The organism is Thalassotalea piscium (assembly GCF_030295935.1).
Lineage (GTDB): Bacteria > Pseudomonadota > Gammaproteobacteria > Enterobacterales > Alteromonadaceae > Thalassotalea_B > Thalassotalea_B piscium.
Genome location: NZ_AP027362.1, coordinates 3,155,551 through 3,169,789 on the forward strand (window position 1 = coordinate 3,155,551; position 14,239 = coordinate 3,169,789).

General features: G+C 36.5%; 12 protein-coding genes. 5 read left to right on the forward strand and 7 right to left on the reverse strand.

All coding sequences use genetic code 11. The features are described from left to right. Nucleotides 1–1,024: 1,024 nt before the first annotated feature. Nucleotides 1,025–2,524 (forward strand): methyl-accepting chemotaxis protein, encoded by a 1,500-nt coding sequence (locus QUD79_RS13945; protein WP_286288755.1) that lies wholly within the window; start codon nt 1,025–1,027, stop codon nt 2,522–2,524. A gap of 90 nt (nt 2,525–2,614) precedes the next feature. Next, the gene (locus tag QUD79_RS13950; RefSeq protein ID WP_184420943.1) at nt 2,615–3,025 is read left to right on the forward strand and encodes a type 2 periplasmic-binding domain-containing protein; all 411 of its coding nucleotides are present in this window, start codon (nt 2,615–2,617) and stop codon (nt 3,023–3,025) included. Between the two features lie 338 nt (nt 3,026–3,363). Here QUD79_RS13950 and rplS read toward each other — a convergent pair whose 3' ends face one another. The 5 genes from rplS to ffh all read right to left on the reverse strand — a co-directional run bounded on the left by rplS (nt 3,364) and on the right by ffh (nt 7,047). Further along, complete coding sequence (rplS, locus tag QUD79_RS13955; RefSeq protein WP_184420941.1) at nt 3,364–3,717, reverse strand: 50S ribosomal protein L19; 354 nt, start codon at nt 3,715–3,717, stop codon at nt 3,364–3,366. Between the two features lie 13 nt (nt 3,718–3,730). After that, complete coding sequence (gene trmD, locus QUD79_RS13960) at nt 3,731–4,513, reverse strand: tRNA (guanosine(37)-N1)-methyltransferase TrmD (RefSeq protein ID WP_184421827.1); 783 nt, start codon at nt 4,511–4,513, stop codon at nt 3,731–3,733. A 30-nt stretch (nt 4,514–4,543) separates the two neighbouring features. Next, the gene (gene rimM / locus QUD79_RS13965) at nt 4,544–5,074 is read right to left on the reverse strand and encodes a ribosome maturation factor RimM (protein WP_184421824.1); all 531 of its coding nucleotides are present in this window, start codon (nt 5,072–5,074) and stop codon (nt 4,544–4,546) included. A gap of 26 nt (nt 5,075–5,100) precedes the next feature. Beyond that, nucleotides 5,101–5,349, reverse strand: a complete 249-nt coding sequence (gene rpsP, locus QUD79_RS13970; RefSeq protein WP_184420939.1) for a 30S ribosomal protein S16 — start codon at nt 5,347–5,349, stop codon at nt 5,101–5,103. Between the two features lie 309 nt (nt 5,350–5,658). Then, nucleotides 5,659–7,047: a signal recognition particle protein gene (ffh, locus tag QUD79_RS13975; protein WP_184420937.1), complete on the reverse strand. Its 1,389-nt coding sequence runs from the start codon at nt 7,045–7,047 to the stop codon at nt 5,659–5,661. 581 nt (nt 7,048–7,628) lie between these two features. On the opposite strand from ffh, the gene QUD79_RS13980 reads away from it, so the two are divergent. Beyond that, nucleotides 7,629–8,429 carry a cytochrome C assembly family protein gene (locus QUD79_RS13980; protein ID WP_286288763.1) on the forward strand — a complete coding sequence of 267 codons (801 nt, stop codon included), beginning with the start codon at nt 7,629–7,631 and terminating at the stop codon, nt 8,427–8,429. A 67-nt stretch (nt 8,430–8,496) separates the two neighbouring features. Further along, entirely contained in the window at nt 8,497–9,780 is a 1,284-nt protein-coding gene (locus QUD79_RS13985) for an HlyC/CorC family transporter (RefSeq protein WP_184420935.1), read from the forward strand. Nucleotides 9,781–10,267: 487 nt separating this feature from the next. Here QUD79_RS13985 and QUD79_RS13990 read toward each other — a convergent pair whose 3' ends face one another. Beyond that, nucleotides 10,268–10,888 (reverse strand): transglycosylase SLT domain-containing protein, encoded by a 621-nt coding sequence (locus tag QUD79_RS13990; protein ID WP_184420933.1) that lies wholly within the window; start codon nt 10,886–10,888, stop codon nt 10,268–10,270. A gap of 800 nt (nt 10,889–11,688) precedes the next feature. Further along, a complete protein-coding gene (gshA, locus tag QUD79_RS13995; RefSeq protein ID WP_184420931.1) occupies nt 11,689–13,260 on the reverse strand; it encodes a glutamate--cysteine ligase in 1,572 nt (523 codons plus the stop codon). Nucleotides 13,261–13,503: 243 nt separating this feature from the next. Between gshA and QUD79_RS14000 the strand changes: the two genes are divergently transcribed. Next, the gene (locus QUD79_RS14000; RefSeq protein WP_184420929.1) at nt 13,504–14,220 is read left to right on the forward strand and encodes a TIGR01621 family pseudouridine synthase; all 717 of its coding nucleotides are present in this window, start codon (nt 13,504–13,506) and stop codon (nt 14,218–14,220) included. Nucleotides 14,221–14,239: the final 19 nt, after the last annotated feature.

Genomic DNA, 14,239 nt, shown 5'->3' on the forward strand with positions numbered 1-14,239 from the left:
AGTTGTTTTAGATTTGCATTAGCAAAAAGCAATGACAACGCTGTCAAAGAAATGTATTCACACATCGACTTACTTTATAACTACCCGTTCAGTGTGTTAAATTGTACATGTTTACGATTATTGCACTTTGTGTCGCAAAGTTGATGTAATGTGTTACTCGCTATAACTATGCTAAAGATGATTAACTAGTGCATTTATATAGAGAGGCTATAGTTGGTTGACTGTGCCGTGATTTAACAGTGTTTAACTTGTATATAATTTCTATCACAATGCTCAACACACTCTAGGGCGTGTTGAACTTTCGAGTACAAATTTTGTACGAATTAAACATGATTTAATTGAGGCGTAGCGAATAAAGTGTAGTATTCTACATAAATGAGCTAGACAGCTTCCGCGTCCTGCTCACGCTAAGTACCTACTTCCGTGTAAGCAACGAAAAGTAAATCATGTTTAAACGTATCCGTAAGACAGCGCCTCTTTGGTTTTTCTACGGCGTTTTCACTTATTTATGGGGAACAACCCCATTACATAAGTTCAGCCTTGTATAAACACCAAATAAATCGCTGCAAAAATGTACAGCAAAGATCAACGCGCCCTAGTATTTAGTTAGCTAAATTATTGAATTCAGGTAAAATAGGTATCAATAACACTTAAATCCTAGCTTCATTTAATAATATAACCTAACTTTCATTAACTCAGGTTAAAAAGCTTCGCAATATTTATCGATAATGTGGGCTATAGAAACTAGCAAACTATTCTGTAATACCAATGTTTTAAAATAGACTTTTCATGTATCAAGGTATTAAATACAATGAATAATCTGTTGAAATAACCACAATATTTTTTAGACAATTGAAAAATATGTTCTATCTTTTAGTTAGATACACTTTTTAGAATCAGAATTATGAATTTCTTAAACAAATTATCGATAACCAAGAAAATTTATTTAATCCCTATTATTGGGTCAATAAGCTTTATTTTCTACCTTTCTTTGTCAACTATAACCGCGAATCAAAACGTACAGATGCTCTCGAAAGCAAAAGACGTTCAGTTTCCTGTTGTTCAATATTCAAAAGAGGTTTCGGTTTCAATTGTGCGCATCTCTGAAATGTTGAGCGGTGCTGTTACTACTGGAGAAGCAGATACCATTGATACAGCAAATAAACTGGCGAGCCACATTAATGAACTCATTGATAAGATTGGCGCCATCTCTCCAGAGTTTAGCAATGATAAACAAACAATGAAAAGCCAATTTGATAACTATTATAGCCAAGCAAAAACCTTATCACTTGGAATGATAGACGGCACAATAAACTATGAAAAGCTCCCTGAGATGGGAAAAGAAATGAGCGATGCTTTCGATCTGGTCTCCGCTACTGTTGATCAATTCAATAAGAAAAACGTAGAAATTTTTGAGAGCGATATTTCTTATGCGAATGAATCTGCAGAGGATTTGGTCAACACTGGCTATGTAATGGGTTTTATTACTATTGCTTTACTCTTTGGTGCTGCAATTCCGATTATTGCAGGTATCACATCCTCTTTAAACAATGTAATAAACTCTCTGCGTGATCTGGCTGATGGTGAAGGTGACTTAACCATCAGATTAGAATCTAAAACAAATGATGAAGTGGGCGAACTTGTCATTTACTTCAACCGCTTTATTGAGAAACTACAAGTTACCATTAAAAAAGTGGTAGATATTGCCCTACCTTTGTCAACAATGGCGTCAACAGTTAGTGTTACAGCTGAGCAAACTAACACGATTACCATGACACAACAGCAAGGTGCCCAAAATGCAAAAGACGCTGTAGAAAATTTAAATATTAGTGTTCACAGTGTTGCTGACAATGCCGCACAGGCAGCATCAGCTTCTACTGAAACATCAAAAATCTCTAGCCACGGAGCAGAAGTGGTTGAAAGAACGGTATCAACTATTCATCAACTTGCGGCAACTGTTGAAAAGTCTTCAGACGTTATCGACCAATTAGATAATGATGCAAATCAGGTAGGTGTAATTTTAGATGTAATCAGAGGTATTGCCGAACAAACAAATTTACTTGCATTAAACGCCGCGATAGAAGCTGCACGTGCAGGTGAACAAGGTCGAGGCTTTGCTGTTGTAGCAGATGAAGTTAGAACACTAGCATCTAGAACCCAAGATTCAACGATAGAAATTCAAACAACAATTGAAAAACTGCAAGCGGCGGCTAAAGAAGCTGTAAATGCCATGAGTAGTGGTAAAGAGTTAGCTGAGAACAGCGTTGAACAAGTGAGTGCAGCCGGGATATCTTTAAAAGAAATTACCAGTTCCGTTGCTCAAATTAATTCAATGACAGCCGATATTGCAAGCGCTACGGAAGCACAGTCAGATTCAGCTAAACAGATTGTGACACATGTTGATGACATCAGCTCAAGCACAGCTAAAACGCATCAAGCATCAAAAGAGTTAGCGAGTGTCAGCGGCGATTTAGCCCATCTAGCAAACGATTTAGAAGTTATTGCTAAAGGCTTTAAGGTCTAACGTTATTAATCAACTGTCAAAACTAACGACTATTACCCTAATAAGCCCAAATTATGCGCTAAAAAAGACACCGAATTTTAGGAGAATAAAATGAACAAATTATTAAAACATACGCTCGTTGTACTGTCGCTTACTTCTTTTTACGCCTCAGCTGTAACTATAATCGTTCATCCATCAAATAATGCAAGTTTAGACGAAAGTGCTTTAAAAAAAGTATTCTTAGGAAAAAGTAAAACCTTTCCTGATGGAGCACAAGCTGTACCAGTAGACTTATCGGGTGGACAGGCGAGAACAGATTTTGTTGAGAATGTACTGGGTAAGTCTGAAAGTCAAATAAAAGCATATTGGTCTAAACTGATCTTCACTGGTAAAGGACAAGCACCAAAAGCGTTAGATAATGAAGCTGAAGTTATTAAGCTGGTCAGCCAAGATCCAAATGCAATTGGTTATGTGAGCGACGCGGCGGTAACTGATGCCGTTAAAGTACTCGCTAAGTATTAATAAATTTCACTAACTATGTGATCATTTCTACTGACTAAAACAATCAACTGCTGCGTTATTTATTTTATTAGTATCGCTATATGGATCTAGCTTATGTGGACAATACAGCAACTTAATTGCCCTGAATAACTAGTTATAAAATATATGTCTTGTATTTGACTGTTTTCACTGCGTATAAAGTAGATCACATAATTAATGAAACGGTTAAAACTACAGCTCGAGTAAGTATTTTCATACTTTAAGAAAAGTTATACAGTCAACAACAAAAAAGCCTGAATAATTGCTTATTCAGGCTTTTTTTATAATCTTTCTTTACGAAATATTGAGCGGATAATAAATTATCTTTTCGCCAATTTTTCTTTGATACGTGCAGATTTACCTGAACGCTCACGAAGATAGTATAATTTCGCTTGACGAACATCACCGCGACGTTTCACTTCAATTGAGTCAACAATTGGGCTATGTGTCTGGAATACACGTTCAACACCTACACCATTCGAAATTTTACGAACAGTGAACGCTGAATTAATGCCACGGTTTTTAACAGCAATAACAACACCTTCATATGCTTGAAGACGTGATTTTTCACCTTCTGTTACTTTAACCTGTACTACAACAGTATCGCCTGGAGCGAATGCTGGTATATTAGTTTTTAATTGCTCTTGTTCGAGCATTTCAATAATTTTACTCATATTTACCTTCTTCCTAGGTGTCACAGTTATTAACAGTACTCTGCTTCGCTTTTATTAAAGCTAGCATTTTTTCCTGTTCTACTGTCAGAGCTAGGTCAGTTAAAAGTTCTGGCCGTCTAGTCCACGTTCTTTCTAGTGACTGATATTGGCGCCATTGCCTAATTTGTTCATGATCACCACTTAGTAACACTTTAGGAACTGATTTAACATCCCCTGCTGAAGTATCAAGTACTTCTGGCCTTGTATAATGAGGACAATCTAATAAGCCATCAGAAAATGAATCCTGCTCAGCAGATAAATTGTGACCTAATACACCTGGCACAAAGCGTGCTACGGCATCAATTACATTCATAGCAGGTAATTCCCCACCACTTAACACGTAATCTCCGACAGACCATTCTTCGTCAATATCTGACTCAATTAGTCTCTCATCTATACCTTCATAACGTCCTGCTATAAATATCAGTCGGTCATGCTGTGCTAATTCATGTACACCAGCTTGGTCCAATTTCCGTCCTTGAGGTGATAAATAGATAACCTTAGCATTTCCACCACTATCTACTGCAGCTTGTTTCGCTGCAACAATGGCATCACGTAACGGTTGAACCATCATCAACATCCCTGGACCACCACCGTAAGGTCGGTCGTCAACAGTGCGATGTCGGTCATGGGTAAAGTCTCTTGGATTCCACTTATGAAATTCAATTAACCCATTACGAATTGCTCGGCCTGTCACCCCATACTCAGTAATAGCATCAAACATTTCTGGGAATAAACTAATAACGCCTATCCACAGCTTGCTTTTTTCAACGCTGTTACTCACAAGTTAGAAACCTGGATCCCAGTCAACACAAATTTGTTTGTTTTCAATGCTTACCGATTGTACAACTTGCTCAAAAAGGTACGGTATTAAACGCTCTTTTTTACCAAAGCCATCATTTCGGTTTGCTTTCACAACCAGTACATCATTAGCGCCTGTCTCTAATAAATCAGAAACAGTCCCCAGGTCGTAACCTGAAGAAGTTATAACTTGCATTCCCATTAAGTCTCGCCAATAAAACTCACCTTCCGGTAAGTCTGGCAAAGCAGTTTCTTTGACTAGAATTTCTGAGCCAACCAACGCTTGCGCTTGATCTCTGTCATCAATTCCACCCACTTTCACTATGAGTCCGTTGCTATGTTTACGCCAATCAGTAATTTCTACTAATTGTGTATTATTTCCTAATTTTAATGACCAAGGAAAATAGTCAAGTATGGCTTCTTGTTCATCGGTGAATGAATGTATCTTCAACCAACCTTTAATACCGTAGACTGCACCTACTTTACCAAGGATAATTTCTTTAACTTCTTCCACAATGACTCCTAAAACCTACCAAAGTTAATTTAAGCTGCTGCTTGAGCGTCTTTAACTAATTTGGCCACACGTTCAGATACAGTTGCACCTTGACCAACCCAATGGTTGACACGGTCTAAGTCTAAACGGATTTTTTCCGATTGACCTTGTGCTGAAGGGTTGAAAAAACCAACTTTCTCGATGAAACGACCATCGCGAGAGTTACGGCTATCTGCAACAACAACCTGAAAGAATGGACGCTTCTTTGCGCCGCCACGAGCTAAACGAATGGTAACCATATCGTCCTCTATATAATTTAAGTGTTAAACAAAATTTCCAGACACTTTCTGAAACCACAGGTAACAGAAAAGCTCGCGTATTCTACGCTTTTTCAAACGAAATGCAAGTATTACTCGGTACTATGAATAAAAAATATGCAAGAATAAACGTGAGGGAAATTCGACGTAAAGGTAAGGTAGCACAACTGCATGCTGCACTACCATTAATATACCGCTCAACTATTTTAAGGTAATGTTCAAAGTAATGACATTTACACCTTTAAAAGAGTTAAGCACCTTATGGTATTAATTTAAAAATATTTACAGTAATTAACGACCAAACATACCGCCGCCTGGTCCTCCCATTCCGCCAGGAGGCATCATTCCTTTCATAGACCGCATCATTTTTTGCATACCGCCTTTGCCAGACATTTTTTTCATCATTTTTTGCATTTGGGTAAATTGTTTTAATAATTTATTTACATCTTGTATTTGTGTTCCCGAACCAGCAGCAATTCTACGCTTACGAGAACCTTTGATTACTTCAGGTCGTTGACGTTCACCTGGGGTCATAGAGTTAATAATAGCTTCCATTTGAACGGTGACTTTATCGCCCATTTGATCTTTTACTTTATCTGAAATATTGCCCATCCCCGGAAGCTTATCCATCATTCCCATCATGCCACCCATGCTTTTCATTTGCACAAGCTGCTCTCTAAAGTCTTCTAAATCAAAACCTTTACCGCTCTTTACTTTCTTTGCGAGTTGCTCTGCTTTTTTACGATCAACTTTTTGCTCAACTTCTTCAATAAGTGATAATACATCACCCATGCCAAGAATACGCGAAGCGATACGGTCAGGATGGAACGGTTCAAGCGCTTCTATTTTCTCCCCAACCCCCATAAATTTAATTGGCTTACCAGTTATATGTCGGATAGACAGTGCTGCACCACCTCTGGCATCACCATCAGTTTTTGTTAAAATAATACCGGTTAAAGGCAGAGCATCATTAAACGCTTTTGCCGTGTTCGCAGCATCTTGCCCTGTCATGGCATCAACAGTAAACAAGGTTTCAACAGGATTAATTGCCGCATGCAGTTGCTGTATTTCACCCATCATGTCAGCATCAACATGAAGGCGACCCGCGGTATCAACAATTAACACATCAAAAAATTGCTTTTTCGCATGATCTATCGCTGCAGTTACAATATCGATTGGCTTTTGTGATATATCACTTGGAAAGAACTCAACATCAACCTCTTTTGCTAATGTTTCGAGCTGTTTGATAGCCGCTGGGCGATATACGTCGGCACTAACAACCAATACCTTTTTCTTCTCTCGTTCTTTTAGGTATTTAGATAGCTTGGCAACAGAGGTCGTTTTACCTGCACCTTGTAAACCAGCCATTAACACTACCGCTGGAGGTGTAGCTTTTAAGTCTAACGCTTCGTTGACTTCACCCATCGCTATTTCAAGTTCTTTTTGAACTATTTTAACGAATACCTGACCGGGAGTAAGACTTTTAGAAACATCTTGTCCCACTGCACTTTCTTTAACCTTCGCAATAAATTCACGAATTACAGGTAAAGCTACGTCCGCCTCAAGCAAAGCCATGCGGACTTCACGTAAAGTTTCTTTAATATTATCATCAGTTAATCGGCCACGGCCGCTGATATTTTTAAGCGTTTTGGTTAAACGATCGGAAAGATTCTCAAACATGAATAACTCTGCGGTTGATTACAAAAATAAAACAGCACCCTATTATACGCGCACTATAAATAAGCGAAAGGGTAAATTTTCGAGTGCCTATTGGTTTACTTTCTCAAACCGCTGGTTCAAGGGCAAGTTAATTTAAGCACCTTGTATGATATATGGGTATATATTTACCTATTACAACTAAAACCCAGAATGTCAAAAATCTATTAATTACTGACCAGGCTTAAGTAATTATCTTTGAGATCAAACTAAACATTGTGCTAATTAACCTGAACTCGGGTTAATGAATGTTGATTTTCTCACATAAAACATTATTTTTTAATAGTTTAATTTTATTCACTGTTTAAAAAGCTAACCTTTATTTCTCAATATTAATAGTTTTGTGAATATCAAGGCGAATTTTTTGATCCAATAGCGGGCTATTGGCAACAAATTCAACGTAGCTAGGCTAAAAAATAGCTTACTGAGTAACTTTGCTTATCCCGAATTCAGGTTAATTAATAATAAAACGCTAGCCTAGTGACTTTATTCTGATAAAATCAGGCAGTATTTTATAATTACCTTATTGTATAGCGGAGAATTTAGTGGAGCTTTTTAGTATCAGTGCGATAATTGCAGCGTGTGGTTACTTTATATGTGTTGCATTATTAGTCACTCGCCTCTTTCATACTAAAGGCCCAAACCTCATTTTAATTTTATCTGTTGCTGGTGTGTCGATTTTGGCGCATATGATCTCGAGCAACCAACTGATTTTTAGCCAAGCTCAAATTAATTTCGCGCTGCCGAATGTTATCTCTTTAGTAAGCTTAGTTATATGTTTAACCGTTAGCGTATTGGCCTTACGTTATAAAGTAAATTTACTCTTACCAGTCGCTTATTGTTTCGCTGGAATATGGCAAATAGCGATGATTTTCATTCCTCATCATAGCCAAACACCGCTTATGCCTGGGCAGTCTATTTTATTTACGCACATCACATTAGCGCTTATTGCATACTGCGTTCTTGTTATTGCAACCTTATATGCATTTCAAGTGGCCTATATAAATTGGAAATTAAAAAGCAAAAACTTACTAGCTGTTAATCACCTGCCTCCACTGATGCAAGTTGAAGGACAATTATTTATTATTCTTGCAATAGGTACGTTTTGTTTATTTGCAAGCCAAATTCTAGGCATTGTTTTTATTGAAAACTTTATTCGCAAAGATAATGCACATAAAACCGTATTATCGATAATAGCGCTCACATTTTATGCTTGGATTTTATGGGGACACTTTAAAAAAGGCTGGCGTGGGCACCGAGTACTTGTTTTAACAATAATTGCCACAACATTGTTAACATTGGCATATTTTGGCAGTCGATTTGTCAAAGAGTTTCTCTTATACTAGCTTTTAGGGTATAAAGAGATTATCGAGTGTATTAGTACATTGATTAGGTAAAATTAGGAACCCCTGTTTGGAAACCATATCAACCAATATGTTGTTTGTCATTTTAGGCATACTCATATTCATTTCGGCCTATTTCTCAAGTTCTGAAACAGGCATGATGTCACTTAATCGCTACAAATTAAGGCATTTAGAGAAAGAAAAACACAAAGGCGCACGCCGTGTAAGTAAGCTGTTAAGACAACCTGATAAACTTATTGGGATAATTCTTATCGGAAATAACTTAGTTAATATTTTTGCATCAATTATTGCAGGAATTATCGCTGAGCGCTTATATGGAGATGCAGGGATATTTTATGCAGGGTTAATACTAACATTAGTAATTCTTGTTTTTGCTGAGATCACACCAAAAACTTTAGCTGCACTCTACCCAGAAAAAATAGCCTACCCAAGCTCAATAATTTTAACCGTATTACTTAAGGTACTATATCCGCTAGTTGTTGCCGTTAATTGGATAACTAATGGCCTATTAATGCTATTAGGAATTAGCCATGAACAACGCGAACAGCACAGCTTAAGCTCTGAAGAGTTGAGGACGGTGGTTAACGAAGCGGGCGTAATGCTACCAGAGCGTGATCAAAGCATGCTAGTTGGAATTCTTGACCTTGAAAACGTTACTGTTGAAGACATTATGGTGCCTCGCAGTGAATTGGTTGGCATTGATATTAATGAAGACTGGCGAAAAATTCAAAAACAATTAACACAAGCTACTCATACCCGAGTTTTACTTTATCGAGACACTATAGATGACGTTGTCGGCTATGTGCACATGCGCGATGCTTTAAAACTTTTATCTAAAAATCAATTTACTAAAGCAACCTTATTAAGGGCGGTTAGAGAGCTCTACTTTATTCCCGAAGGTACACCGCTAAATGTACAACTACTTAAATTCCAGCATGCAAAAGAACGTTTAGGGCTAGTTATCGATGAATATGGCGATATTCAAGGTTTAGTTACATTGGAAGATATCTTAGAAGAAATTGTAGGTGATTTTACCACTACAATGGCACCAACAACCTCTGATGAGGTAACAAAACAACCCGATAACAGCTACCTTGTTGATGGTAGTGCTACAGTAAGAGATGTTAATAAAGAAATGAATTGGCACTTTCCTACTAGCGGACCAAAAACCTTAAACGGGCTTATCCTTGAGCATTTAGAAGATATACCTGAGGCTAATTTAAGTGTGCGTATAGCGGGTTATCCTGTCGAAATAATTGACGTTACCGACAACATGATCAAAACAGTTCGAGTCATTCCTGAATACTATGATAAAAGCCATCGCGATAATTAAAGCTTATTACGTTCGCTATTTATTCAAGTTTAAAAAGTCAAAAATTTCAACCTGGGGTAACTATGATGCTTATGTGGATAATTAACACTTCTTACAAAAGTATTAACAAAGTTACCCACAGGCTATGATCGATAATTTAATTTTCCACAATTTCTGTGGATAACAAAGTCAAGACCAATCAGGTAAAGCATTCTAATTTTGCAAACTATATTTATCAAAAAAACACGTTTTTTTTATCATTTTTTTAAACTATATGTGCCATGCGACTTAGCGCTGAATTACGCTAAAAATCGCGTTTTTGGCAAGAAATATGCAGATAGAATTGAAGTAAAATAAAAATTGAGATGAGTAATGCGCTGTATAAAAAACATAAGAAAATTTGGTATATTTTTTGATACTTTTATATTTCTGCATATTCTTTCAGACTAGGTAACAAAACAACTTAATTTGCCACTAAATGAGCTTTAAGCAAGTAGCTTTGAAAAAGTTATCCAAAGAACAAGCGCCATATCCAGCTTTTGTTTAAATCGGCTTCACAACGCTTTAGTTGAACACTATATTTACGTGCTCTATTGTCTACTGTACGAGCTACTTTTACTAACCAAGCTTTTTTCTTATAAGTTTTTCGCTTAAACCCGCCCCAACCTTCATGATAATTAAGGTATTGGTTATAACCGTCCCATTTAGAAATTTTATTAATTTGCTGTGTCTTAAATATAAACCAGCCCATAAAATCTATTGCATCTTCAAAGTCATCTCGGTCTGCACCTGAATTGCCTGTTTCTTTGATATAGTCATTCCACGTCATTGTTTTAGCTTGTGAATAACCATAGGCAGTGCTCACCCTTCCCCATGGAATAAAGCCTAATAGGTAGTCTCTAGGAGGCAAAGCATTCGATTTAAAGGAGCTTTCTTGATACATCATACTCATTGGCACATGAATAGGTACGCCCCAACGATCGCGCACATCTTTAGCGGCAAAGTACCAGCTTCTATGTTCTTTAAATATTTCGCATAAATTTTCAGCGTTTTTTGGCGGAGAGGTCGCACAGCTAGATAATCCTATAACGAGAATACTCGCTAAAAATACCACTTTTTTATTTAGCATGTTTTTATTAAGCCCAGAAACCACTTCATTGAAGGCTTAATCATGCCAGAAATCAGTAAATTATGCAGTATTGAAATTAATTTTAATTAATTTTAATTAATTTGAACTTATTTAGTTTACATTCGTCTTACTTTATAAGACATATTTTATGATTTCCCTTGAGCTTTAAAGCACGTAACTACGTGCTTTTTTTTTACCTGTTTTTAGAAATATTCAGCCAGACCTTAGAGCGTGTTGAACTTTACTGTGCATTTTTGCAGCGATTAATTTGGTGTTTATACAAGGTTGAACTTATGTAATACCAATTAAATCACGTTTAAATCGTAGCTTTGGTGTACTTAGCTTATCCCGAATTCAGATTAATTATTATTAAAGAAGTGGAACTAAATGAAATATCCATACTCTTAACTTACGAGAGATTTAATTTCCTTAGTGTTTCATGTTTTTAGCGCATTTTAATAATGCGCTTTTTTTTGGGCGTTTAAAAATATTTATTTTTTTTTGAACTAAATGAGATGTATGAAGTCATACTTTATGAGAGGCTTAATTTCCCTTAGTGTTTCATGTTTTTATAGCGCATTTTAATAATGCGCTTTTTTTTATTTGGAACTTTTAAAATTCAAACTTGTCTTACTTGTCTTATTAACGAGAGCAAATTAACTTCCTTGGACTGTTTTCTATTCTTATAGCGCGTTTTCTTACGCGCTTTTTTTTATCTAAAATTCAAACAGATTGCTTTATTTACATTACAGGTAAGCAACACCTGTAAAAAATAAATAATTTAACAAGCTATTTAAGCATCACTTTCCAAAGTAGCCTTTAAGAAAATCATCGAAGCTTACTTTATCGCTTTCTTCAATTTCTTTCTGTTTATCAAATGACAATTGAGCTTGCTCGATAAAGTAATCATGCGAGTAGAACTGATAATCACGGGCTTGTAAATAATCTTTATACTCTTGGGCCTTATCTAGTGCTAACTTACTTAAACTTCCCTCTTCTTTCGTTAAGTAATTTAACAATATTGCTGAAGGCGTTAAGTTAGGATTAATAATTTTAGCCTGTTCTACGGCTAATGCTTTTGAGTACTTCTGTGTAGTATGAGCTTTATCTAACAAAGCTGCTGCTGAAGCCATCTCTGTAAATAAACTTTGCCCCCATTCGGTTATTGACTTTTCAACGCCCTCATCATTTAAGCGTAATTCAGGGTCTCTACCCCGAACAACCACTTCATCCATATTTTTATCTAAGACCTCTTGCTGTGCTGCATCTAATGTGTCGCTTGGGCGAAGTGCACAGTAAGCCAAAAACACTTCCAAAAATAGCATTTGCTGTAGGTCTATTCCTGTAGGAGAGAATGGATTTACATCTAATGCACGTACTTCAACATATTCTACACCACGATTTAACAGCGCTTGTGAAGGTTTTTCACCAGATTTAGCCACCTGTTTGGGGCGAATTGGAGCATAAAGTTCGTTTTCAATTTGCAAAACATTAGCATTTAATTGCTGATATTTACCATTAACCTTTACTCCGATTGCAGCAAATTTATCTGAAGACATGTTGATAGCCTCTTGAACACCTTTTACATACCCATGTAGATCGTTATAACAAATATGCAATGAAGACTGCTCACTATTGGTATAACCCAAATCACTCATGCGAAGCGATGTTGCATGTTCAAGATATACATAGCCTTTAGACGATTTTTTGAAAGGTAAGTCAGTTTTCTTATTTTTTAAGAATGATGGACAAAGTGCTGGAGAGCTACCGTATAAATAAGGTATAAGCCAACAAAAACGTTTGTAATTACGAAGTAATGCAAAGTATTTGTCTGAAACATAGGTTTGTAAATGTTGTTCATTTTGTTCAAATGATTGATATTTTAGCCAAAAATCTTGTGAGAATGAAAAGTTAAAATGAATACCAGCAATTACCTGCATCATACTACCATAACGATTTTTTAAGCCTTGGCGATAAATCGTTTTCATTTTGCCTATATTCGACTCACCGAAATAAGCAAGTTCGATATTGTTTTCACAATCAACAAAACACGGCATGCTCATGGGCCATAATAATTCACCGTTTATCTCGCCAAAGGTAAATTTTTGAATATCTTCAAGCTGTGCAATTGTACGCTCTGGCAAGTGGCTCACCGGCGTAATAAATTCTAGTAATGTTTCCGCATAATCAGTAGTAATATTAGGATGGGTTAACGTTGAACCCAACGCCTTATAATGACCTTTATCTGACAGTTTACCTTGTGGCAACACTCTTAGGGCTTCACGTTCAATACCATAACCAGAATTAGTTAAAGCAGCGATGTTATCATCCAACTCGAAAGCTGAAAGTAGTTCAGTATATGATAGAGACAAAATATTCCCTTTAGCGTTACGCTTTTGTAAGTACCCTAGATTTAAGGGTTAAAAATTACATTTCAATGGCGGTATACCGCAAAATATATGAAATTGTAGATTAACTGTTGTTCAGACCGTATTTTTTAATTTTTTAGTTCAACTTGTGGTTATAATTTTTGGGTATGTGTTTTAACACATTTATTCGTTTAACGAAAAGCTGTGATAAAATGCGGATAACCTTTTAGCAATGCCTTATAACTAATGTCAGTTAATAATAGCTCAATAACAATAGAAGTGATCAATAATAACACTGATTTTGTTGTGATTGATAAACCTGAAGGTGTTAATTTTCATGATGAAACAGATCTAGGTCAAGGATTGTTTAATCAAGTAAAGCAACAACTAAATCTTGAAGTGCTTTATCCTGTTCATAGATTAGATAAAATGACATCAGGTCTCATTATTTTTGCTAAAACCTTGGCATGTGCTCAATGGTTTCAACAACAGTTTGAGCAGCACACAATCGAGAAGTATTATTTAGCACTTAGTGACCAAAAGCCCGTTAAAAAACAAGGTTTAATTAAAGGCGACATGGTGAAATCACGCCGTGGTATGTGGAAGTTAACACGTAGTCAAAATAACCCCGCGATTACACAATTTTTTAGTTATACTCTAGCGTCTAAAACCCGCTTATTTATTCTCAAACCGCATACGGGTAAAACCCATCAAATTAGAGTTGCACTCAATAGTATTGGCGCTCCGATCATCGGCGACAGTTATTACCATTCAAACGAACGTTCAGATCGCGGCTATTTACATGCCTACGCTATAAGGTTTAGTTATTGTGGTCAACGCTACCATTTTATGTCTAGTCCACAAAGCGGTGAGTTATTTACTCAACAAGCACTCGTTCAACTATTAATGGATATGGGAAAACCTTGGGCGCTTAACTGGCCTAAAATAAGAACTAGACCCTAAGCTTTAGGGTCCAGAGTTT